At 26.9% G+C, this 24,945-nt stretch carries 16 protein-coding genes and 3 tRNA genes; 10 read left to right on the top strand and 9 right to left on the bottom strand.

What is annotated here, in order from left to right; genetic code table 11:
• Positions 1–3 precede the first annotated feature (3 nt).
• A complete protein-coding gene (gene hisG / locus M9405_RS02235) occupies positions 4–903 on the bottom strand; it encodes an ATP phosphoribosyltransferase (protein WP_250223087.1) in 900 nt (299 codons plus the stop codon).
• 1,517 nt (positions 904–2,420) lie between these two features.
• Between hisG and M9405_RS02230 the strand changes: the two genes are divergently transcribed.
• Together M9405_RS02230 and gutQ are read left to right on the top strand one after the other, a co-directional pair.
• On the top strand, positions 2,421–2,744 hold the full coding sequence (locus M9405_RS02230) for a DUF496 family protein (RefSeq protein WP_250223086.1): 324 nt from the start codon (positions 2,421–2,423) through the stop codon (positions 2,742–2,744).
• 173 nt (positions 2,745–2,917) lie between these two features.
• Positions 2,918–3,895 (top strand): arabinose-5-phosphate isomerase GutQ, encoded by a 978-nt coding sequence (gutQ, locus tag M9405_RS02225; protein WP_250223557.1) that lies wholly within the window; start codon positions 2,918–2,920, stop codon positions 3,893–3,895.
• 99 nt (positions 3,896–3,994) lie between these two features.
• Here gutQ and M9405_RS02220 read toward each other — a convergent pair.
• A tRNA-Asn gene (locus M9405_RS02220) sits at positions 3,995–4,067 on the bottom strand.
• 200 nt (positions 4,068–4,267) lie between these two features.
• On the opposite strand from M9405_RS02220, the gene M9405_RS02215 reads away from it, so the two are divergent.
• A tRNA-Ser gene (locus M9405_RS02215) sits at positions 4,268–4,361 on the top strand.
• Between the two features lie 612 nt (positions 4,362–4,973).
• Here the strand turns inward: M9405_RS02215 and M9405_RS02210 are convergent.
• Both M9405_RS02210 and mdtH read right to left on the bottom strand, forming a co-directional pair.
• Positions 4,974–5,065: transfer RNA gene (locus M9405_RS02210), tRNA-Ser, on the bottom strand.
• Between the two features lie 222 nt (positions 5,066–5,287).
• Positions 5,288–6,511, bottom strand: coding sequence for a multidrug efflux MFS transporter MdtH (gene mdtH / locus M9405_RS02205; protein WP_250223085.1), 1,224 nt, complete (start codon positions 6,509–6,511; stop codon positions 5,288–5,290).
• Positions 6,512–7,075: 564 nt separating this feature from the next.
• On the opposite strand from mdtH, the gene murJ reads away from it, so the two are divergent.
• Positions 7,076–8,620 (top strand): murein biosynthesis integral membrane protein MurJ, encoded by a 1,545-nt coding sequence (murJ, locus tag M9405_RS02200; protein ID WP_284345866.1) that lies wholly within the window; start codon positions 7,076–7,078, stop codon positions 8,618–8,620.
• Between the two features lie 16 nt (positions 8,621–8,636).
• Here murJ and argS read toward each other — a convergent pair whose 3' ends face one another.
• On the bottom strand, positions 8,637–10,403 hold the full coding sequence (gene argS, locus M9405_RS02195) for an arginine--tRNA ligase (RefSeq protein ID WP_250223083.1): 1,767 nt from the start codon (positions 10,401–10,403) through the stop codon (positions 8,637–8,639).
• A gap of 465 nt (positions 10,404–10,868) precedes the next feature.
• On the opposite strand from argS, the gene aspS reads away from it, so the two are divergent.
• Both aspS and mepM read left to right on the top strand, forming a co-directional pair.
• Positions 10,869–12,596, top strand: a complete 1,728-nt coding sequence (gene aspS / locus M9405_RS02190; RefSeq protein ID WP_250223082.1) for an aspartate--tRNA ligase — start codon at positions 10,869–10,871, stop codon at positions 12,594–12,596.
• Positions 12,597–12,873: 277 nt separating this feature from the next.
• A complete protein-coding gene (mepM, locus tag M9405_RS02185; RefSeq protein ID WP_250223081.1) occupies positions 12,874–14,292 on the top strand; it encodes a murein DD-endopeptidase MepM in 1,419 nt (472 codons plus the stop codon).
• A 153-nt stretch (positions 14,293–14,445) separates the two neighbouring features.
• Here mepM and pyk read toward each other — a convergent pair whose 3' ends face one another.
• On the bottom strand, positions 14,446–15,888 hold the full coding sequence (pyk, locus tag M9405_RS02180) for a pyruvate kinase (RefSeq protein WP_250223080.1): 1,443 nt from the start codon (positions 15,886–15,888) through the stop codon (positions 14,446–14,448).
• A gap of 534 nt (positions 15,889–16,422) precedes the next feature.
• Between pyk and zwf the strand changes: the two genes are divergently transcribed.
• The 3 genes from zwf to cspE all read left to right on the top strand — a co-directional run bounded on the left by zwf (position 16,423) and on the right by cspE (position 19,813).
• The gene (zwf, locus tag M9405_RS02175; protein ID WP_423775050.1) at positions 16,423–17,904 is read left to right on the top strand and encodes a glucose-6-phosphate dehydrogenase; all 1,482 of its coding nucleotides are present in this window, start codon (positions 16,423–16,425) and stop codon (positions 17,902–17,904) included.
• Between the two features lie 189 nt (positions 17,905–18,093).
• Positions 18,094–19,011 carry a protease HtpX gene (htpX, locus tag M9405_RS02170; protein ID WP_250223078.1) on the top strand — a complete coding sequence of 306 codons (918 nt, stop codon included), beginning with the start codon at positions 18,094–18,096 and terminating at the stop codon, positions 19,009–19,011.
• Between the two features lie 592 nt (positions 19,012–19,603).
• Positions 19,604–19,813, top strand: coding sequence for a transcription antiterminator/RNA stability regulator CspE (gene cspE, locus M9405_RS02165; RefSeq protein WP_250223077.1), 210 nt, complete (start codon positions 19,604–19,606; stop codon positions 19,811–19,813).
• 326 nt (positions 19,814–20,139) lie between these two features.
• Here cspE and M9405_RS02160 read toward each other — a convergent pair whose 3' ends face one another.
• From M9405_RS02160 to manX, 3 genes are read right to left on the bottom strand one after another with little or no spacing between them, the layout of a single operon-like run.
• Entirely contained in the window at positions 20,140–21,000 is an 861-nt protein-coding gene (locus tag M9405_RS02160; protein WP_250223076.1) for a PTS mannose transporter subunit IID, read from the bottom strand.
• A 12-nt stretch (positions 21,001–21,012) separates the two neighbouring features.
• Positions 21,013–21,825, bottom strand: a complete 813-nt coding sequence (locus M9405_RS02155) for a PTS mannose/fructose/sorbose transporter subunit IIC (protein ID WP_250223075.1) — start codon at positions 21,823–21,825, stop codon at positions 21,013–21,015.
• A gap of 58 nt (positions 21,826–21,883) precedes the next feature.
• Positions 21,884–22,858, bottom strand: coding sequence for a PTS mannose transporter subunit IIAB (manX, locus tag M9405_RS02150; RefSeq protein WP_250223556.1), 975 nt, complete (start codon positions 22,856–22,858; stop codon positions 21,884–21,886).
• A gap of 508 nt (positions 22,859–23,366) precedes the next feature.
• On the opposite strand from manX, the gene M9405_RS02145 reads away from it, so the two are divergent.
• Positions 23,367–24,932 carry a TerC family protein gene (locus tag M9405_RS02145; RefSeq protein ID WP_250223074.1) on the top strand — a complete coding sequence of 522 codons (1,566 nt, stop codon included), beginning with the start codon at positions 23,367–23,369 and terminating at the stop codon, positions 24,930–24,932.
• The last annotated feature ends 13 nt before the right edge of the window (positions 24,933–24,945 follow it).

Here is a 24,945-nt window from a genome sequence, read left to right as displayed (position 1 = left end):
TTATCATTCCATCATTTTTTCTATTGGTAACACTAAAATAGAACTAGCACCAAGATTCTTTAAATTTTCCATAGTTTCCCAAAATAATGTTTCATTACTTACCATATATATAGCTACACGATGTTGATTACCCGCCAATGGTAATACTGTTGGACTTTCTGCCCCAGGTAGTAAACTAATAATTTCCTCTAATTGTTCGGTAGGTGCATGTAGCATGATGTATTTTGACCCTCTTGCTTGAATGACCCCTTGAATTCGAAGCATTACTGTATTTATTAAAGATTGTTTAACATTGGATAATTTTCCAGTTCTTTGAATTAGGCATGCTTTGGATCTATAAATTACTTCTACTTCATACAATCCGTTAGCTTCTAACGTAGCACCTGTTGATACAAGATCACATATTGCATCTGCTAATCCAGCTCTCGGAGCGACTTCTACGGAACCATTTAGTAAACAAGATTTAAAATTAATATTTAATTTATCTAAATATTGTTTTAGTAAATGGGGGTATGATGTAGCAATTCTTTTCCCTTGTAGACATTTTGGCCCGTCCCATGGTTCATCTATAGGCAGCGCCATAGATAGTCTACAGTCTCCAAAATCTAATCTGCGTAACATAATATAATAAGGATTATCTCCTTGTGATTTTCTTGCCAGTAGGGCTTCTTTTAATACGTTTTCTCCTATGATACCTAAATCTACTATTCCATCCATTACTAAACCAGGTATATCATCATCTCTTACTCGCATAATATCTATGGCTATATTTTCTGCAAAAGCGAGTAGGCGTTGCTGCTGTAAATTAATTTTAATTCCACATTGCTCAAGAAGTTGTTGTGATTCTTTACTTAATCTTCCTGATTTTTGAATTGCTATTCTTAATCTTGATTTGTCCAACATAATATTGTTGCCTTATATAATAAATTTATATGTATCTAGTATTTCAATAAATTTTAACAATAAAAATATTTTTTTAATTTTAATAAATAAGTATTTAATGTGTTTATTGTTAATTTATTTGGAAGATTAATTAGAATTATGATAGTAAAATTAATATGTACAGCATAATTTCTTTGTTAACATCATCCTTCCGTTCAATATTTTATCGAATATAATTAAATTTGTATAGGGTTAAATTTTATAAAGTTACTTTATATTATATGTATATAATTAATAAATTAATTAAATTAAATATATGTTTAAATATTATTTTTTATATGTAAATAATAATTTATTAATGTGTTGGTGAAGTTTTTCGGTATGTTATAAATATAAATTTTAGTGTAGTAAATATTTGAAATTATAGATTTTAATTTTTATAGTTATTTATATATATTTATAATTATATTTATATGAGATGAAAATATTATTATAATATAAATATTACGGTAGTGTTATTACTGAAGATTTTAGATTAAATTATGGTGTTATTAATGAATATTAATTTTTTTATTTTTGATATTTAGCATATGTATTAGTATTATTATTTATAGAATTTAAATACATAATTTTTCCATGTTATTAAAGATATTTTAATGTTATTGGAGTATGTAGCAGTACAATGATGATTTTAAATAGATTATCAATTAGTATATACTATATTATAGTATAATTTATATATACTGTTATCTATTCATATAGATAAAATTGTTTAATAGATTTGTGTGTAATTTAATATTTAATAAGAAACCTCAAGTAATTTATAGAAAATAATCATATATTTAATGTTGTGATATGTTTATATAGATTGCGTTATGTAATAGTAAAATTAGCTTTTTAGTTTATATTAAAAATTAAAATAAATTATATACATATTTTGTACAAAAATTTTTCTGTTCATTTATATGAGTTTTGTAGTATTTAATATATTCATATTGTCTTATATATTTCATAATATAAATGTATAATGCGCTATTTATTTTGGTTTAAATATATTTAAATTTTAAATATCGTCTTTTAATATTTTATATTAAGTAAGATTTATATTACTATAGTTTTATATAGAATTAAAAAATTTATATTTATTTGTGTTAAATATTAAAGAATATTATTTCTTATTTTGGTAAGATATTGAATGCTCCTAGTTTAGTAGTAGTGTATTGTGTTGATTGTATCGATATGTTAATTGGATTTTAATTTATATTATATAATATAATATTTTTCGATTGTTTGTGTTTTAGTATAGATCTTATACATATATTATATAATATATGTATGGTGTTTATTTTATATAAGATTTTTTTGGATTATATATAATAGTATTATTGTGTAATTTTACTAGTTTGTTGTATAGGTGGTTAATTTTAAAAAATTTTTGTTATTTAGTAAATGTTGATAATTTTAGCAAATTTTATAATTATTGATATGCGTCAGGATTTATAATCGGTAATTATTTATAGTATAAAAGGTTGTTTTATATGAACAATGAAGTTAATCAGTCGTTTGGTAACGTATTAGAGTTTGTGCGTATATTTAGGCGTAAGAATAAATTACAACGAGAAATTATAGATAATGAAAAAAAAATTCGTGACAATCAAAAGCGAATATTGTTATTAAAAAATTTAAGAGATTATATTCAATCTAAAACTTCTGTAACAGAAATACAAATTATAATTGCTAATATGCGTCATGATTATGAAGATCGTATTGATGAATATATTATAAAAAACGCTGAATTATCAAAGGAACGTCGTGAATTAGCTAGAAAGTTAAAAAAATTTACAGAGTCAGTTATAGAGTAAATTTATGTGGATTGAATTATGGTATGTGATTTCTAACATTTAGTATTTTGTGACAATTTGATGTTAGAATATAAGTTTTTATATCATGCAATTTTTATACTAATGCGGTATAAGTTACATGATTCTGGTGGTTTTAGGTAAATATCATTATATTTATTGCGGTAGTTATGATTATTACTAATAATGTATTGCTATTAGAATATGCTAAAGAAGCTTTAAGTTTTGAGATTCAAGAAGCTCAAAACATGTTAGATAGATTGGATGAAAGCATTATATTTGCATGTCGTATATTATTAAATTGTACGGGAAAAGTGGTAGTGTCAGGAATAGGAAAATCAGGGCATATTGGAAAAAAAATTGCGGCCTCTTTAGCTAGTACTGGTACTCCTGCTTTTTTTGTGCATGCTGCAGAAGCATTGCATGGTGATTTAGGTATGGTCAGCCAAAAGGATGTAGTAATTTTTATTTCTTATTCGGGTCGTACTTATGAGATTATTACATTAATGCCTTTGTTAGTCAGTAATAATATCCCAGTTATTGCATTAACTGGTGATATGAGTTCGCCGTTAGCTCAACGTGCTACTTGTACTTTAAATATTAAAATACAACGAGAAACAAATCCTATGGCGTTTATACCAACTTCTAGTGCAGTGAATACTTTAATGATGGGTGATGCTATTACTATAGCTCTTATGAGATATAGAGGATTTAGTTTAGAACAATTTATCAAATCTCATCCAGGAGGTAAAATAGGAACACAATTATTAAATTATGTATATCATTTAATGCGTACTGGTAAGCATATATCTAAAGTGTGTGGGTCAGATGTTACTGTAATGGACGCAATGTTTGAACTGAGTCGCACTGGCATTGGTTTAACTACAGTATGTGATGATAAAAATCGTGTTATTGGAGTGTTTACTGACGGCGATTTAAGGCGCTGGATAGCGCGTGGACATTCTTTAAAGGACCCAATAAATATTGCGATGACTAAACCTGGATACTGTATTTCTAAAGAATGGCATGCAAGTATTGCCTTAAAAGCTTTATATCAGCGCAATATTACGGTTGCTCCAGTAATAGATAAAATTGGAACGTTAGTAGGTTTAATAAACATACATGATTTACATAGATCTGGGATTAATATTTAATTCTAAATTTTTAATGAAATGATAAAATCAATGCAGTAAACAAAGCTTTTTTAGCATAAAAATGCACTTTTATATATATAAAAGTTGTTTTAAGTTTGACTCCCCTGACTGGATTCGAACCAGTGACATACGGATTAACAGTCCGTTGTTCTACCAACTGAACTACAGAGGAACCAAATGTTATTTTTTAAAACAATTATATAATACTACTTTGGTATCTAAAATAATACAAGTGTTTTATTTTAAAAATAGTAATTTTTGATTTAGCATTGTGTTTTAATATGAGAACAATATATATTGTTGATGTGTATTGTATAATGATAGTTAGTTAATTTTTTAGTATTTATAGTTTTATATGTTCATTAATTATTAGGAGAGATGCCGGAGTGGTTGAACGGGACGGTTTCGAAAGCCGTTTTAAAGATAATAATTTTATCTTTCAAGGGTTCGAATCCCTTTCTCTCCGTTTATAAAATTTGATAGATTGTTGTATAATTGAATTACTATAAATAAATATAGATTTATATATTAAATATATTATAAGAACAATTATGCTAATTACTACTTTGTAGTAACGCTACGTATTTGTCAAGTGTATTGTTAGAGTAATAATTATTTATTTATTAAATAATATAGAGTTAATATTTATTGATATTGAATATAAATCGTTATATGCATAAATTTATGTGTTTTTATTTTTTTATAAAATAGATATACCAATACTACATATTATTATATGTAGGTCTTTTATGCATAGAATATTATTAATTACATATTAATTTTATGTGTACAGCGCATGATTTTCATATATAAATATATCTTATATTAGGATTTAAATTTATTAAACGTAATAATTAGTTATTATAGAATTTAGAGTCATTATAGATATTTAATTATAATTAAATATAATTTTTTTGTTTAATTGTACATCAGACATATATTTAGTGCATAAATATTTTTATGTTAGTGAATTTTATTATTTTAAATAATAATATATATATTGAAAAATATATAGATAGATATTGTTAATAGTACAGTTATAAATATAGTATTAGTGATATGTAAGAAGAAAGGAATACGGTGAGAAAGGGATTCGAACCCTTGATACATTAATTTTGTATGTATACATGCTTTCCAGGCATGCTCCTTAAGCCTCTCGGACATCTCACCTGCATCTATCTATATATAATATACCTCATTTTTATAATAGTTTAATATAAACTTTGTGTTATATAAAATTTTACTTTCATTGAGTAGAGAGTAATATTTATGAATGTTGTAGTTTTTATATTTTTGTTTTATATAATATGAATTTATTTGTTTTTTAAGTTTAATTTTATTAAATGTATATTTAATTTATATTAAATTAATTTCTTAAAATTTTTACATAAATTAAAATTTGTTTTTTTTAGGGTAATTATTATGCAGTAAAGATTTAAAAGAATAATGTCGAAATTGATAGTACAATCCTAGTAACGTGATTAATCCAATCATGCTTAAAACGAACCATGGTAATTGTATAAAGTTATATTCTTTTCCGATATCGTATAACCAACCACTGCCACTATAGCCTAAGGTGCCTCCTAAAGCAATACTTAATTTATTAAAGCCTATGTAGCTGCTGCGTGCTTTATAATCTGTTAATAGCGCTCCCAATGTTTCTCTAGCAGGTTCAGCAATAATAGATCCAATATAAAATAAGCTAATTAGTATTAATAATGTATGTAGATTTGTTACTAATCCAATAGGAAATAAACTAATTATCATCGTTATTAAGCCTATCATTAATCGTGTTTCTAGTGTGAAGTATTTTTCACTCCAAACATTAATGGGAATAATGAATATTAGAGATAAAATTGCTTCTATAATGTATATCCATTTTATATATGATAATTGTCCAGAAATTTCATGAATGCGAATAGGTATCATTAATATTACTTGAGCAGATAGAATATAATAACCGGTGAGTGTAAAAACATAAATTATAAAGCGTTGATTATTGAGAACTTTTTTTATTCCTTCGTATAATGAATAATGTGAGCTAGAGATTTTATATGCTGGTAGTCTCCATGCATTAAAAATTCCTGCTATAAAGAATAGCGCTGCTCCAGTAAAACATACTAGTTTAAAATTATATTGTAATAGCCATGTACCTAGCACTATGCCTATTATAGCGCATATGCTGTCTTCTAACATTAGAATAGAATAAAATCTTCCTAATTCCCATGGTCGAACTAATTTTATAACTAACGCTGTTCTTGGAGGGTCAAATAATGTTCCTCCTAGAGCGGAGAATATACATGATACGCATAATAGTATAGGAGTATTTGACATACTCATTATAATAAATCCTAGAGTTCGCATAAATAGTCCAGAGACAATCATAGGTTTAGCACCTAATTTATCGGCGAATGCTCCACTTATTATACCTAAGCCTTGCTGAATAAATTGTCTTAATCCTAACGCAAATCCTACTAAAAATGCTCCCCAACCTAGTTGTTCTACAAAATATATTGAGATAAGTGGAAATACAACATAAAAACCTATTACCACAAACATATTGTCTATAATTAAAAAATATTTCCCTGATCTTCTAGCTTTTGATATTGTACCCATGTATCACCATATATATTGTATATAAGTTACTATTCACTGTGTTATGTGCTTAATATTTGAAAGTGGCAATATTTATTTTTAAGCGTATATAGCGTATCAGCACAAGATGTACGAATGTGTCATTGATCAATGTAAATGTGCGGTGATTTTTATAAATATATTTTATATAGCATCTCTGATTTATTAGTTAAAATTAATTAAATTAGTGAATTATGTTGTGTTGATTAAATATTTTTATCTCAATGACAACACTATTATCTTTATCAAGATAATAGTGTTGTCATTGACACGTTGTCTTCATATAAATAGATTATATAGTTTAATTTTGTATATTTTTTGTAAAAATATATGTTTTATTACATATGGTATATTATATCAGAGATATAGGCATTATAGTGGATATATCTATTATGGTATAGATTTGATTAGATATCATATTTATTTATATAGGTAGTATTTAGAATAATAGTGCAAATTTAAAATTTTAATTTAGTTATGAATAATAGGGTTACTTAAATGATAATAAGTATATTATATATTATGATATTGTTTCATTAAAATAGTATGCATTTATTAAAATCATTGACTATGACTAGTATAGTAACGATGTTATCTCGTGTTTTGGGTTTTATTAGAGATACATGTATAGCTAGGCATTTTGGGGCTGGGATTATAACGGATGCATTTTTTATAGCTTTTAGATTACCTAATTTATTACGACGTATTTTTGCGGAAGGAGTGTTTTGTCAAATTTTTTTATCGACATTATCAAAATATAGATGTTGCGCAAATACAGAAGAAGTACGAGTATTTATTTCAAGAGTTTCTGGTATTTTAATGCTAATAATTAGTATTATAATATGCATTGGCTTGCTAGAAGCACCCAGAATCATTATATCAACTGTTCCTGGAATTAACAATTCTGTAGAAAAATTTTCTATTACTGTTTCAATGTTTAGAATCATGTTTCCTTATATATTATTAATATCATTAGCATCATTAATAGGAATTGTTTTAAATACTTATAATATTTTTATTGCGCCATCATTAACACCGATTTTTTTGAATTTAAGTATGATAAGTTTTATGTTGTTTTCAGAATATTTATATTGTCATGTTTCTATTATAGGATTAGCTTGGTCGGTAATAGTAGGAGGTGGCTTACAGTGTATTTATTGTATGTTTTTGTTAAAGAAAATTGATATGTTAGTTTATCCAAAAATACATTTTAATGATAATAGAGTATGTAGATTATATAGATTGATGATTCCTGCGATAATTGTGGTTTCAAGTAGTCAGATATCATTCATTATTAATATTTTTCTTGCCTCTTTTTTACAAGATGGGTCTATTTCGTGGATGTATTATGCAGATAGATTAATGGAATTACCTATAGGAGTTTTTGGAGTAACATTAACTACTATTTTGTCGCCGTATTTATCTCGATGTATTTTTAAGAAAAATTATAAAGATTATTTTAACATAGTGAAAATCGGGATTCGATTGTCTTATGTGTTAAGTATGCCATGCGTTGTTATTTTATGTGTTTTATCTAAACCATTGGTAATAACATTATTCAAATACGGAAAATTTTCAGAATTTGATGTGTTAATGACACAGTATTCAGTAATTGCGTATGCAATAGGATTACCTGCATTAATATTGATTAAGGTTTTGACATCCGCTTTTTACGCACGTTCTGATATTAGAATTCCAATTTATATTGTAATGATTACAATGGTTTTTGCTCAAGTAATTAATATATCATGTATTCATGTGTTAAAACATGTAGTTTTTTCTGTTTCTGTGAGTTTAAGTGCATGGTTTAATGCAGGTTTATTATACTGGATTTTTAAAAAAAAATATTATTTTTGTAATAAATCTAGATGGTTTTTGTTTTTTAGTCGAATAATAATATCGATTTTCGTAATGTTATTAGTGTGTTTAGGGTTATTAATATATATACCTGATTGGTCGCAAGGAGGTATAATATATAGATTTATTAAAATGATAATGGTGTTAGTGTTAGTTATTAGTAGTTATTGTGTTGTTTTATGGTGTGTGGGTATTCGTGTAAAAGATTTTGTTTTTTTGGGTAAACAAAACTAATGTGATCATGTAATCTTTACATATATCTTATTGTTTTAATTCCCAAAAGGTTTAAACCTGTCTTTAAAATACGTGCAGTAATAAATGCTAATTTAAGTCTACTATATTTTTTATAGATATCGTTGATCTGAAGAATTGGGCAATTTTCATAAAATGATGAAAATAGCACAGAAACTTTATATAGATATGAGCACAGTATATGCGGGCTGCCTTGATTGGCTGTGTTAACGATGGTTTCTTCAAATTGTAATAAACATATAGCTAAAGATATTTCTTCCGAAGTTTCTAACTGTATATTATTTTTTGTAAATTTGTGATGGTAATATTTAGAATTTTTAAATTTTTTAAAAATTGAAAAGATCCTAGTATATGCGTATTGTATATATGGAGCGGTTTTGCCATTAAAATTCAACATATTGTCCCAATTGAATATATAATCTGTAGTACGATTTTTTGATAATTCGGAGTATTTAATAGCTCCTATACTAATAGTATGTGCTATTTTGTTGATTTGTTTTTTATATTTTAAATTATATTTTTTTTGTGATATTAATTTATGAGCGTGCTCTAAAGCTTCATCTAGTAATGTTTTTAATTTTACAGTATAACCAGAACGTGATTTAAATGGTTTCCCGTCTTTTCCTAATAACATGCCACAAACGTGATGTTCTAATATAGTTGTTTTTTTTATATAGTTAGCTGCTTTAGCGATTTCCCATATTTGAGATAAGTGTTGTTTTTGTCTAGAATCAGTATAATAAATAATTCGATCAGCTTTTAAAGTTTCACAACGATATTTTATGCAAGCAATATCAGTTGTGCTATATAAATATGCACCATCTTTTTTTTGTATAATAACTCCGAAGTCAGAAGAATTATGTCTTTGATGAGAATTTTTAAGGAATACTACAGTTGCTCCGTTACTTTTAACCGCTAATTTTTTATTTTTTAGATCTGTTATAATATCTGGTACCATGTGATGATAAAAACTTTCTCCCATGATGTGGTGTTTTTTTAAAGTGATATTTAATCGTTTATATGTATCTTGATTATTTAGGATGGAGATGTCTACTAGTTGTTTCCATATTTGAGAGCATTGTTTGTTGCCTTGTTGTAATTTAACGACATAATGTCTGGATAATTCAGCAAATTTAGGATCGTTATCATAAATTTTTTTTGCTTTACGATAGAAACTTTCTAATTTAGATAATGTTGTTATCTGATGATTTAGTAAAAGCTCCTTTTGAATATGTGTTGCTATATATGCAATAAGCATGCCAAATTGTGTACCCCAATCTCCTAGATGATTTACTCTAATTACATTATGTCCTAAGAACGATAAAATACGAGCGATACTATCTCCAATTACCGTAGATCTTAAATGTCCAACATGCATTTCTTTTGCGATATTTGGGCTAGAATAATCAATGACAATAGTTTTTGCAGTAGTTGTTGGTATAACCCCTAAATTAGATGTAATAAAAATATTGTTAAGTTGTATAGATATCCATTTTGGGCATAAAGATATGTTAATAAATCCTGGTTTTTCGATTGTTATTTTTTTAGCAATATTATTTAAGTTAATAACATTAATAATTTTTTTTAGAAGTGTTTCAATAGGAATATTTATTTTTTTAGACAGTTTGATTATTCCATTAATTTGATAGTTTCCAAATTTTTTTTGTGTTGATTGTTGAACTTGTATTGTAGATAAAAGAGATTTATTGATAATTGGTAATAAAGTTTGATGTATTTTTTTAAGTAAAAGTATTTGAATATTCATATAAGTTATTTAAAGGTATGTGTAATTTTAATTGAAGATAATTTGTGTACAAAAATATTTTTGTAAGTTGTAATAGCTTATTGTTTATAATAATAAATATTCTATAGAAATATTACACTTTAATATTAATAATATTGGTATTAATCATATAATGAGTTTATATTAAAAGTTTTTTGGGATTGTTTATATATTTATATATTTTACATATTTTAGTAATTTAGAGTATTTAAATATAAGTTATATATGATGCAATGAAACATTGTAAGTTTATATTCTATTATATAGATTATTTATATGTAATCTTATTAAGATAGTTTTAATAAAAAGATAAATATTATTTATATGGTTTGTGATCGATAGGAATAACATGGATTGTTTTATATGAAGATTGTTATATATGTATATTACAAGTACTATATAGTAAATAGTATATTATTAATAAAGTTAATAAATTAAGGATTTTTTATGCGTACTGCATATTGTGGGCAATTAAATATATCTCATAAAGGTTTAAAAGTAGTGTTATGTGGTTGGGTGAATAGATATCGTAATTTTGGTAAATTAATTTTTGTAGATTTACGTGATAGAGAAGGTTATGTACAAGTATGTTTTGATATTATGCAATACAAAGAAATGTATGAGTCTGCAGTAATATTAAAACCGGAATTTTGTATAAAAGTTATAGGTATAGTTAAAGAAAGACCAAAAAACCAAATTAATTATGATATATCTACAGGTGAAATTGAAATAGCTGCAGAATCTGTTTTTATTTTAAATAGCTCTGATCCATTACCATTAAATATTAACCAAAAGAATTTTGAGGAGAATAGATTAAAGTATCGTTATCTTGATCTAAGATCTACATCTATGTTGAGTCGTATAAAAATACGATCTCGTGTTATATCAATTGTTCATAATTTTATGGAGTTAGAAGGTTTTTTAAATATTGAGACGCCAATATTAACGAAGGGTACTCCAGAAGGTTCACGTAATTATATTGTTCCTAGTAGGTTACATGCAGGTAAAAATTATGCATTACCTCAATCACCTCAGGTATTTAAACAGCTATTAATGATTGCTGGATTTGATAGATATTATCAAATAGCTAAATGTTTTAGAGATGAAGATTTACGTGCAGGGCGTCAGCCAGAATTTACGCAGATTGATGTTGAAACTTCTTTTATGGAAGCATCCAAAATACGTTTCCTTATGGAGATGTTAATTAGAGTTATTTGGAAAAAAATTTTGAATGTAGAATTAGATAAGTTTTCGCAGTTTACATATGCTGAAGTGATGCGACGTTTCGGTTCTAGTGCTCCTGATTTGAGGAATCCCGTAGAAATTTTTGATATTACGCATTTATGTCAATCGATGTTGAGAGGTAATTTATTGTCTCCAGATATAAACAATAGGAATATACAGATTGTTGCAATTAAAATTACTAATGGAATAAATTTATCTAAAATACAATTTAATAGATGTATTAGTTATTTAGAAACATGTAATTTACAGAAATTAATATGGTTAAAAATTGATGTAGTTGGTGAAAAAATAGTAAAAGAAATGAAAAAATTAATTAATGGTTTTATGACAGTATCTGAGATAGATTTTTTATTACAGCAAATAATTATTAGAAATAATGATCTTTTATTTTTTGGTATTAGTCACAACAAAAATAATAAATTTGATATAAGTTTGTTAGATTCTTTAAGAAATCAACTGGGTGATAATTTATCTTTAGTTAAGAGAAATATTTGGGCGCCATTATGGATAGTAGATTTTCCAATGTTTAAAAAAAACGATGATAATAAATTAGTTTCTATGCATCATATGTTTACTGCTCCTAAAAATTGTGATGTTAGGGAGTTATTAAGTAATCCGTTATTAGCAACTTCAGAAGCATATGATATGGTGATAAATGGGTGTGAAGTGGGTAGTGGGTCTATGCGTATTAATTTATTTGATATGCAAGAGGCGGTGTTTAATATTTTAGGAATTTCTTTGCAACAACAACGAAAAAAATTTGGTTATTTAATAGAAGCATTAAAGTATGGAGCACCTCCACATGCTGGATTAGCGCTGGGATTAGATCGTTTAGTTATGTTATTAACTGGTTCTAAAAATATTAGAGATGTAATTGCTTTTCCTAAAACTACAGCAGGGACAGATATTATGGTTGATGCTCCTGATTAGTGGTTTTACTATGGAGTATTTAGATAATTATAATTCTTGATTTTTAGAAAATTATTGAATATGTGTATGAGCACATTATAAATTAATCATATATTAAAGTGAGTGAATAAACATTAAATTTTTAAAAGTAAAGAATAAAATTTTATTTTAGTAAAATATATGAAGTATTAATTCGTAAATCTAATGATGCAGATTACATATATGTGTATAGATATGTAGGTATACAAATTAAAATTTTTATTTTATTTTTATGTTTTAATTTTATTAGGAATATTTTTTGAGATATTACAGTATAAAGATACAAATCAGTATTTGGTGTGATGTAATAGTTAGTTTTTTGAGATTGGTATATCGTTATTTGTATAAATATTTTTTTGCAATGTTGTTTGTGTTATCTATATTTATAATTATGGTTATTTGGAAATCTTTAATTCAAAACACATTAAATAGAAACAACAAGCATTTTAATAAAGCAATTTTTTTTATTAGAAGTAATGATTTCTATTACAGTGACGATTGTGTAAAAAATAAAAAAAAAATTAGTTACAAATCTTATGATAATTTTTTATTATATAGTATTTGTTTATATAACAAAAAATTATCACAGGATTTTTGCACAATTTCTAATATATCAGAGAAAAATAATATTTTTAATACTAGACTAAAGGTGTTGGACAGTGGGTTTTATGATGTAAATAGATCAGGTATTATGGTTGTAATAAAACAATCTCTGGCATTAAAAAATAGATATATAGACCAAATATTATTTTGGTGGATCGTTACGATAAAAAAAATAATGTCTTTCCTGATGATTGCTAATTGTTCTGATAGAAATATTGATATTTTTTTAAAAAATATTGATACCTCTTTTGTAAAAGGTGTGATTAAATTTTTAAATTTATTAGGTAATGAAATAACTCCTGCTATTTTATTTATAGGTGAGTTAAGAAATGGAACATTTATTGAGGGTGCTCGTTCTTTAGGAATTAAAGAGAAGTATATTAAAGATGTAGTTAATGCGCTGCAATATCAATTAGATTTTAGAAAATTACATAAGGGCGATAGGTTTGCCATATTAATTTCTGTAATATTGCAAAATAATCATATTGTAGATGGTAAGCTTATAGGAGCTAGATTGTATACTTCCGGAAAAAATTATTATATTTTTCGAGCAAATAATGGTCAATTTTATGATAGAGAAGCTATGCGATTAGGGCAGAATTTCATACGTTTTCCAATAGGTAGAGCATTTCGTATATCATCTAACTTTAATTTAAATAGATTAAATCCTGTAACTGGTAAAGTGTCCCCGCATGCTGGAGTTGATTTTGCTGTTCCAGTTGGAACACCTATTTGTTCTGTAGGAGACGGTGAAGTTATTGTAAGTAAGTATAGTAAAATTGCTGGTAATTATATTGCTATTAAACATGGATGTTTTTGTGTAACGCGATATATGCATTTAAAAAAGGTTTTAGTATATTCTGGGCAAAAAGTGATAAGGGGAGAAAAAATAGCATTATCTGGTAATACTGGTAGGTCTACTGGACCCCATTTGCATTTTGAAATGTGGATTAATCATCGTCCTGTAAATCCATTAACTTTTAATATTGTAAATGTTGAGAAATTATTAGGTAGTGAACGTCTAATATTTTTAGAGCAAATAAAAAAGATTTCTTCTGTGTTACATTTTGATTAAATTTTACTTAAATAAATTTTTACATTTTATTCAATTTTAATTACGTAAAATTTGCAAATACATTAAATGTAGGAGTCTATATATTTTTTAAAAATATAGAAATTTAATGGTCATATATTTATATATTGAAATTTTATATAGTATGTTAAACAATTACACTTGTAAAATATAACTAATATTGGTAACTCTACATTTAGAGTGCGTATTATTTTGTATTATAACTACTAGTTCTCCGGGTAATATAAAGTCCTTTTTATATAGTAAATTACTAGCGTATCTAGCATCTGTAAAATTATCTGTAGTTCTATGAAAATAAATCGGAATTACCCCTTTGTATAGAGTCATAATATTTAAAATATGTTTATGATGTGATAATGCAAAAATAGGTAATTTTGAATTGATTCGAGACATTAACAGTGTAGTATTTTCAAATTCAGTTAAAGCAATTATAGCTTTAACTCCTTCCAAATTGTTCGCTGTATACATAGCGGCTATAGCAATAGCTTCATCAGTATTTTTAATTTTTTTTTTATAATTAAAATTAGTTAAATAGTTGGGATCTGAAATTTTTTCAGCTCCTAAGCATACTTTAGCCATAGTAGCTACAGTTTCGGATGGATATTGTCCTGTAGCGGTTTCAGCAGATAACATTACTGCATCAGTTCCATCTAATACTGCGTTAGCTACATCCATAATTTCAGCTCTTGTAGGCATGGGGTTATATATCATCGATTCCATCATTTGTGTAGCAGTAATGACTGCTCGATTATGAATACGCGCTCTGTTTATTATTTTTTTTTGTATCTCTACTAATGCTGGTTCTCCAATTTCTACTCCTAAATCTCCGCGTGCTACCATTACAGCATCTGATGCAGTAATAATATCATCTATTGTTTCATTAGAAACTACTACTTCTGCTCGTTCTATTTTGGAGATAATTTTTGCATGACTTCCAGCTTTTTTAATTAATTTTCGCGCATCATTTAAGTCTATGCTACTCCTAGGAAAAGATATTGCTAAATAATCTACTCCTATTTCCGCTGCAGTGATTATATCTATTTTATCTTTTTCTGTTAAGACTTTAGCGCTAAGCCCGCCCCCTAATTTATTGAGTCCTTTATTATTAGATAATATTCCTCCGGTAATAACTGTAGTAAAGATTTTATTGTTATGAATTTTTATAACTTTTATTTGAATTTTTCCGTCGTCTAGCAGTAATAAATCTCCTGGTTGCACATCTTCTCCAAGATTTTCATAATCTACTCCTAGACATTTATAATGATTTTTATTATTTTTTGTTATTGGATCTAGCAATAGATTATCTCCATGTTTTAGCAGTACTGATTTGCCATATGAAGTTGAAATCCGAATTTTAGGTCCTTGTAAATCTCCTAAGATAGCAATAAACTTTCCGAGTTTATTGGCTATTTCTCGTACTTTTTTTGCTCGTATGAAGTGTTTTTTTTTATCGCCATGAGAAAAATTTAATCGTACAATATCTGCTCCTGAAATAATGATTTTTTCAAGATTGTTATTTTTATCAGTAGAAGGACCTAAAGTAGCAATAATTTTGGTTCTTCTAAATAATTGTGTCATGTAAACTCCTTTATTGTTTAGGATATGGTTTTATACAGGATATTTTATATATCAATATAATTTTAACATTTGCTATCGATATCTTTAAACAATTTGATAAATTTTTAAAAAGATTGATAATATAATCAAGTGATATTAAATTGATAATATTTATAATTGTTTGTATTTTATATGGAAAAAAATTTTATTTAAATTATAATTTATGTAATTTAATTAATTTTGATATTTTGTACCAAAAATTTTTTTGGTTTATTGTGATATTTTTAAGTGTGTGTGTTGTGGGATATATAGCGTTTGTTATTGAGTATTTGTATGATATCTACTTATAGATATATAAAATATAATGATTCTATAATCATTTAATTATATTTAGGTTGTATTCTATATACAGTATTCAATAGAATTAAACGGTTTTACTTGTGTAAATTTATATATTTATGATGTGTATGTTTTATTATACGGTTTAATATTTTTATATTTTAAATGTTATTAAAAGTGTTGTATTTCTAAAATCAGAGAATTAATATGCAATCAATGCCTTATGCGCTTCAAGCATGTAACTTAATTATTTTCGGAGCTAAAGGTGATTTAGCGTGTAGGAAATTATTTCCATCATTATATCAACTAGAGAAATTAGGTGTTATGCATCCGGATACACGTGTTGTTGGTGTAGGTCGTGCTAAATGGGATATATTTTTATATATTGAATTTATATATGTTGCTTTAAAAAAATTTATACGGGAACCGATTGAGGAATCTATTTGGAATATTTTAAGTAATCGGATTGATTTTTGCAATTTAGATGTGTGTCATACTGAACGTTTTGTGTGTTTATTAGATAAAATAAAAAATTTAGATATTGTGACAATACATTATTTTGCAACTCCTTCTAGTACTTTTGGTTCTATATGTAAAGGTTTGAGTTCTATTGGTTTAAATAAAACAATGAATCGTGTAGTAGTAGAAAAACCATTAGGAACTGATTTGGTTTCTGCTCGATGTATTAATGCACAAATTGCAAAATATTTTGAAGAAAAACAAATTTTTCGTATGGATCATTATTTAGGTAAAGAAACAATTTTAAATTTATTGGCATTACGTTTTGCAAATTGTTTGTTTTTTGCAAATTGGGATAATAGTACTATAGATCATGTGCAAATTACTGTAGCAGAAGAAGTAGGTATAGAAGGTCGTTGGGGTTATTTTGATGCGATAGGTCAAATGCGGGATATGATACAAAGTCATTTATTACAAATTCTTACTATTATAGCTATGTCGCCTCCGGTTAGTTTAAGCGCTGATTATATTAGGGATGAAAAAGTTAAAGTGCTTCGTGCGTTACGGAAAATTGATAATAGTAATATGCCTTTTGTTTCGGTACGTGGACAGTATACATCTGGATTTATTAAAGGGAAACCGGTACCAGGATATTTAGAAGAAAAAGGCGCTAATAAAAATAGTAATACTGAGACGTTTGTATCGATTCGTGTAAATATAGATAATTGGCGTTGGTTCGGAGTACCTTTTTATTTGCGTACCGGAAAAAGATTACCAGATAAGTTTTCTGAGATTGTGGTGTTTTTTAAAAAGCCAGTAATTAATTTATTTTGTGATTCACATGTTGATTTACCGAATAATAAGTTGATTATTAGATTACAATCACACGAAGGCATAAATATTCAAATTTTGAATAAAATACCCGGATTAGGCTATCAACATCGTTTAAAAGTTACTGATTTAAATTTAAGTTTTCATAAAGTTTTTTCGAAAGAATATGTATTTATTGATGCATATGAGCGTTTATTGTTAGAAATTATGCGTGGAGATCAAGCTTTATTTGTACGACACGATGAAATAGAAGAATCTTGGAAATGGGTTGATTCGGTTATACAATCCTGGACATGTAAAAATAATATGATGTTTGCTAAACTTCAGTTATATCGTGCTGGTACTTGGGGTCCTAAAGATTCAAATAGTATGATATCTAAAGACGGACGTATTTGGAATGAATATTAAATATATTATTGTTATGTTATATAGTGTATTATTGTTGTAGGGATTGTAAGAAAATTTTGAATGTTTTTAGAATGAGTATTCATGTAGAAATTTAAATTATTTGGTATATATTAGCTCATTCTTTGTTGGACGGTATTAATATATGTATGTATAAAAATATTTATTTTATTTAGGAGAAAATAAAATTTCATGATGCGTATTATGTTGTTTATTGTTACAAATTTATTAGTAATGATATTGTTTGGTAGTGTTTTAAGTTGTATTGGAAATTGTTCATCTAGTACATTTGAGTTGATAAAAATTGCTAGTATTTTTGGTTTTTTGGGAGCGTTTATTTCTTTATTGTTATCAAAATTTATAGCTTTATCTACAGTTAATGGTGTTGTAATTAATAAAGCATCTAATGACATGGAAATTTGGATATTGGAGAGTATTCGTAATCAGTCTAAAAAATTATGTATTTCTGCACCGCAATTAGCTATTTATGATTCTGTAGATATGAATGCTTTTGCTACTGGGTTTAGGAAAAATGCAGCATTAATAGCTGTTAGTAGCAGTTTATTAAAAAATATGAGTCGAGATTCTATAGAAGCTGTTATTGCTCATGAAATTAGTCATATTGCTTCTGGTGATATGGTAACTATGACTCTTATTCAAGGAGTTATGAATACTTTTGTAATTTTTATATCGCGTAGTCTTTCTAGATTAATTGAATTTTGTTTGTTATATAACAGTGATCGGAATAGTAGTATTAGCGCGCATGATAATGATCATTATAATTTTGATACGCCTTCTTTAATATATGTTGTTATAACATCAATATTAGAAATGTTATTTGGAATGCTTGCAAGCATAGTAGTATTTTGGTTTTCACGTCGTCGTGAATTTTATGCAGATTCTGGAGCAGCAAAGTTAGTAGGATGTAAAAATATGATTTGTGCTTTACAAGAATTGCAATGCGATATTGAATCTAATAATATATCCAATAGCGTGATGACATTGTATATTAATAGTGTTAAGAAAACTAATATTTTAAGTAATTTGTTTGCATCACATCCTTCTTTAGAGCATCGTATAGAAGCATTACGTAATGGTACTTATTTTTAAAAATATCAATAGAATAAAATGTATTTTTAGCAGTAAAAATATTTTTTAATTTTTTGTTAAATTTATTGTTCGAATAGTTTTGTATGAATTAATATATATTATATTTGTTGTTATAATAACGGTTGTTTGTTTGTGTATTTAAATGGTTGTTTCATGAGATTTACAAATTAAAGAATAAATGTTATATTGTCAATGTAATGATTAAGGTAGGTTGGTTTAATTATTATTAATATTTTTATTGTTTTTTAATTTGAAATATCTTGTAGATTGGAGGGTAGTTATTATAGGTTAGTTATATTAAATTTTTATTATTTTAGTATTAGAAATAGAAATTTTCTATATTCTAATATAGAAGTGTTATGTACAATATAATTGTTTTGTGTTTTTTATTTTAGTTATAAGGTATATAATAAATGTTAGGTAAACCGATATATGTTTCTGTGTGCAGGTGATGTTTTAGTAAATTTAGTAAAGAGAGTATTGTACTATACTGTAATTTCCTTTTATTTAAATATTGCTCGAGATAATAAGTTCGGTTTGTCTTTTAATCGTTGTTGTGGTAAATGTAAATACTTTAAAGGAAATATGTAAGATGGCAAAAATTAAAGGTCAAGTAAAGTGGTTTAATGAATCTAAAGGTTTTGGTTTTATTACTCCGTCGGATGGTAGTAAAGATGTATTTGTACATTTTTCTGCTATTCAAGGTAATGGATTTAAAACTCTTGCTGAGGGACAAAACGTTGAATTTGAAATTCAAGATGGTCATAAAGGTCCGTCCGCTGTTAATGTTATAGCATTGTGATAATTTTAAGTACAAAATACTAATTTTTATTAGCATTTTGCATAGTATAATTAGGTGTTTTTAAATAAATCTTCAAGGAGATTATTATATTGTATAAGTAGTAAGTTATTGATGGTATACGTGATATGCTAATATATATTGTAAGTTGATTTTTTTGAGTTAATATAATAGTTGTTAGTGTTTTGGTATAATTCATTATAGATATTATATATATGAAATTAGGAAAATTATTATATATTAGTTACCACTAAAATAGAGAGTGAGGGCGAATGTTGTGTTGATGCGCCCTCACTCTCTATTTTAGTGGTAACTAATATATAATAATTTTAACTCAAAATACCAAACCAATACCCAAAAATTCCAAATCCAAAAAATCCCATAATTATCCATAATGCGTTAATTTTATTGTTTAACAACCACATACACATAAATGTTAATAATAAAGGCACAAAACCCGGCATTAGTTGATCCAAGATATTTTGAACGGTAGTAATAGTTACATTGCCGCTATTATCGGTAACAGTAGATAATACATATGGCATGTTGATATGAGTCCATTTATTTACTAACGCGCCCATCACAAATAGACCTAAAATAGAAGCACCTTCTGTTAATTTTTGTAATACACCTTTTCCCATATCATTAACGATATTAATTCCTTTTTTATAACCATATACTATTCCATAGTAACGTACTATTAATCGTGTTATATTAAATAGTATGAAAAATAGACATGGTCCTAATAAATTTCCACTAATAGCAATTCCAGCCCCCAATGCTGCAAACACTGGTCTAGCAGTGCCCCAAAATATTGGGTCTCCTATTCCAGCAAATGGACCCATTAATCCTACTTTTAATCCATTTATAGCAGCATTATCTACAGAGGCGCCATTAGCTTTTTTTTCTTCCATTGCCATAGTGACTCCTAATATAGGAGCAGCAACATATGGGTGTGTATTAAAAAATTCTAAATGTCTTTTAATTGCTTCTTTTTGTTCTGTACTATTTTTAGTATATAAACGTTTTATTACTGGAATCATAGAAAAACAAAACCCTAAAGCTTGCATACGTTCAAAATTCCAGGACCCTTGAAAAATATTAGAACGAATAAAAACAGCACGTATATCACTGTTGTTTATTTTTTTTATTTGTTGAGTATCTTTGATCATTTTAGAAGTATTAATCATTATTATTACCTATTAATCTAGTTCATTGTCCAGTGTATTTGTAGATTGAATAGTTGATGTATGAGGGTTATTATTTTTTGGAGCTTGATTATAACGTGGAGAAAGCTGTATATATAATATAGCTAGTATAACGCCAATTATACCTAATGCGACTAAATTAAAGTCACTGAATGCTGTAATAACAAATCCTAGATAAAAAAATGGCATTAAATATCCAGCTCGCATCATATTAATAACCATAGCGTATCCTACTACGACAATTATACCCCCAGCAACATTTAAACCATTAGTTATTACTTCTGGAATTGCACGTAGCATACTATGTACAATTTCAGTTCCTACAGAAATTCCAACTACGGTAGCTGGAATGGCAACTCGCATAGCCTGTAACATTAGTGCTAAAATATGAATCCAATTTAGTATTGTTATATTACATTTTTCTGCTGCTGTATCAGCGGCGTGTTGAAAGGCTACAGTAATAGTACGAACAATAATGGTTAATACTTGTCCCGCTGCTGCTAAAGGAATAGCTAATGCTATTCCTGTTCCTATAGGTTGTTTTCCTAAAATTACTAAAATAGTAGATATGATAGATGCTAAGGCAGTATCAGGCGCCACTGCAGCTCCTATATTCATCCATCCTAACGCTATCATTTCTAAGGTTCCTCCTATCATAATACCGGTTTTTATATCTCCTAGTATTAATCCTATTAGTGTACATGCAATTAACGGCCTATGACATTGAAACTCGTCTAATATTGAGCCCATACCTATGACACAAGAGACAATAAATAATAATGTAATTTGAAGTGTACTAATTTCCATGTTGGTTTCCTGAATATATACAAAATAATATAATATTTATATTATGTAGGTAACTTAGTTATAAGTTATTTATTGTATTTATTATTTGCATAATTTTTGTTGGTGGATCTGATGGTACTTTACGTGCTTCTAATTCGATTCCATATGTATCGAGTTTTTTAAAAGCTTCTATATCTTTTTTATCTACTGATATAACATTGTTAATTTGTTTTTTGTTTTCATAAAATGCCATTCCTCCAATATTTACTGAACGTATAGGTACTCCGCCTTCAACTAATCTTAAGACATCTGTGGGATTTGTGAATAACATAATTACTCTATTTTCAGCATATTTTGGGTTATTATATACACGTATAGTTTTTTCTACATCTAATACATGGGCGGTCACCCCGGGAGGGGTAACTTGAGTAAGTAAAGTTTTTCTAATTGAATCTTTAGCGATATTATCATTTACTACGATAATGCGTTGAATATTATATTCTTTTACCCAACGCGTTACTACTTGTCCATGAATTAGTCTATCATCTATACGTGCTATGCAAATGAGCATATTATTACTATTTTTTTTATTTAAAATATCGAATTGAGTAATGGGTTTGTCAACATCGTGTATTGTATGTTCATTGTCGATATTTTCTGAAAATCTTACGGATTTTACACTTTCTATTCCAGATGTTAATGCAATTTTGACTAATTTTTGGAGAGAATTTATATGTTCTCGTGCTAGAAATATTTCTATTAACATGGGTATATTAACACCAGTGATTATATCACAATTTTTTTTATATGAAATAATATTATGTGCAGCATTAAAAGGGCTGCCCCCCCACGTATCTATTAGAAATAATAGACCAATATTTATATCAAGTTTTGATAAATGTTCATTATATTTTTTAATTAATATTTCAGTATTTTCCTCAGGCAGTAAATTAACCCATGCTACATTTTTTTGTTTTCCTGCAATAATTTCTGCAGTTCTAATTAATTGTTCCGATACAGTACCATGAGCTCCTAGTATGATAGCAATAGTCACTATATTGTCCTCTTGTATAGATTTGCGCAAATTTATTCTATTAAGAATAGGCGTTTGCTTTATAAAAGTTCACTATTTTATTTATTTTTAATAGAAAATTAACTTTATAAAAATATATCAATATTTTGTTATTGTATCTGAATTATTTATATATACGTAGTATGTATTGAATTAATTAGTAAAAATTATAAAAATATGAAGTATATTATACTGTTTTTTAGCACAATAAAAGTTGATTTTTTTATATTTCTATTAATTAATAGAATATTTGATAAAAAGTATTTTGTGTACTACATTATGATAATAGCATGCTATAAAATAATAGGTATATGATATTTTTATATATTGATTCTTTGAGCAATAACCTCCTCTGATACTAAATTATATTAGTTATTATTTAATTCATTTCTTGTCATTAATTATGTGATCGATTATTTAATATGTATATTTTAAATATAAATACATCATATAGTGGTTTGTTATTTAATATTTAATGGAGAATAGAATTATGGATTTTTTAACAGACATATCGATGTGGGTCGGATTATTAACTTTAGTAATTTTAGAAATTGTATTAGGTGTTGATAATTTAATATTTATTACTATTTTAGCTGATAAATTACCGAAAAAGCAGCGTGAACGTGCGTGTATTATTGGGTTGACTTTTGCATTAATAATGCGTGTAGGATTATTGTCTTTAATTTCATGGTTGGCAACGCTTACCCATCCTTTGTGTAGAATTTTTTCTTTTTTATTTTCTGGAAGAGATTTAATCTTATTGTTTGGTGGTATTTTTTTGTTATTTAAAGCAACTACTGAATTACATCAACAATTAGAGCATAAATCTCATAATCATTCTAGTCATCGTGGATATGCTAGTTTTTGGGTGGTAATTATACAAATTGTGGTATTTGATGCTATTTTTTCAATTGATGCAGTAATAACAGCAGTTGGTACTGTAGAAAATTTAATAGTAATGGTATTATCAGTAGTGATTGCAACAATTTTAATGGTGTTATTATCGCGTGTGTTAATTAATTTTATTAGTAATCATCAAACTGTAGTAGTTTTATGTTTAAGTTTTTTATTAATTATTGGTTTAAGTTTAATTGCAGAAGGGATAGGTTTTTATATTCCAAAAGGATATTTATATGTTGCGATTGGATTTTCTGTTTTGATTGAATTATTTAATCAGATTGCTCATTGTAATTTTATAAAAAATCAGTCGACTACATCAATGCGAGAACGTACAGCGGAAGCTATTATGCGATTAATGGGTGGAGATAATATGACAGAACGGAGTCCTATTGCAGAGAAATGCTCTGTTGTGTCTGTATCAGAAACGCATTTTGCTGAAGAAGAACGTCATATGATTACTGGAGTATTATCATTGGCTTCTCGTACTTTACGGAGTATAATGACTCCTAGAAATAAAATTTCATGGTTAGATGCTCAAAAGCCCGTGCAAGAATTATATTCTATATTAATGAATACTCCACATAATATGTTTCCAGTATGTGATGGTGAGTTAGATCAACTGATAGGTATAGTGCGCGCTAAAGATTTAATGGCGGCTATTTCTCTTGGTGAGCAAGTTGCGCAATTTGCTGCAGATAGCGCTCCTGTCGTAGTTCCGGAAACTTTAGATGTTTTAAATTTATTAAGAGAATTACGTCGCGCAAAAGGTAGTATGGTGATAGTATCAAATGAATTTGGTATTATACAAGGTTTAATTACTCCTTTAGATGTATTAGAAGCTATAGCGGGTGAATTTCCCGATGAAGATGAAACTCCAGAAATTGAAAGTATTAACAACGGAACAGGTTGGTTAGCAAAAGGTGGTATGGACTTACATGCTTTGCAGCAAGCTTTACAAACATATGATTTAGTACATCGCTGTGATGATCATATAGTATCTTTAGCAGGATTGTTATTATCTCGTTGTGATCATATACCCAAAGAAGGTGATATACTAATAATTAATACATGGAAATTTATAATTAGAAAGATGATAGAATATCGTATTGAATTAGTTGAAATTGAGCGGTTTATTAATAATAATAAACCTAATTAGTATTGACAATCTT

It is taken from the genome of Candidatus Blochmannia ocreatus (assembly GCF_023585745.1).
Lineage (GTDB): Bacteria > Pseudomonadota > Gammaproteobacteria > Enterobacterales > Enterobacteriaceae > Blochmanniella > Blochmanniella ocreatus.
This window is presented reverse-complemented; position numbering and strand designations above follow the sequence as displayed.

Coding starts and splice junctions, on each gene's coding strand:
- hisG (WP_250223087.1), bottom strand. CDS start 903: ATGTTGGACAAATCAAGATTAAGAATAGCAATTCAAAAATCAGGAAGA.
- M9405_RS02230 (WP_250223086.1), top strand. CDS start 2,421: ATGAACAATGAAGTTAATCAGTCGTTTGGTAACGTATTAGAGTTTGTG.
- mdtH (WP_250223085.1), bottom strand. CDS start 6,511: ATGGGTACAATATCAAAAGCTAGAAGATCAGGGAAATATTTTTTAATT.
- murJ (WP_284345866.1), top strand. CDS start 7,076: ATGCATTTATTAAAATCATTGACTATGACTAGTATAGTAACGATGTTA.
- argS (WP_250223083.1), bottom strand. CDS start 10,403: ATGAATATTCAAATACTTTTACTTAAAAAAATACATCAAACTTTATTA.
- aspS (WP_250223082.1), top strand. CDS start 10,869: ATGCGTACTGCATATTGTGGGCAATTAAATATATCTCATAAAGGTTTA.
- pyk (WP_250223080.1), bottom strand. CDS start 15,888: ATGACACAATTATTTAGAAGAACCAAAATTATTGCTACTTTAGGTCCT.
- zwf (WP_423775050.1), top strand. CDS start 16,423: ATGCCTTATGCGCTTCAAGCATGTAACTTAATTATTTTCGGAGCTAAA.
- htpX (WP_250223078.1), top strand. CDS start 18,094: ATGATGCGTATTATGTTGTTTATTGTTACAAATTTATTAGTAATGATA.
- cspE (WP_250223077.1), top strand. CDS start 19,604: ATGGCAAAAATTAAAGGTCAAGTAAAGTGGTTTAATGAATCTAAAGGT.
- M9405_RS02160 (WP_250223076.1), bottom strand. CDS start 21,000: ATGATTAATACTTCTAAAATGATCAAAGATACTCAACAAATAAAAAAA.
- M9405_RS02155 (WP_250223075.1), bottom strand. CDS start 21,825: ATGGAAATTAGTACACTTCAAATTACATTATTATTTATTGTCTCTTGT.
- M9405_RS02145 (WP_250223074.1), top strand. CDS start 23,367: ATGGATTTTTTAACAGACATATCGATGTGGGTCGGATTATTAACTTTA.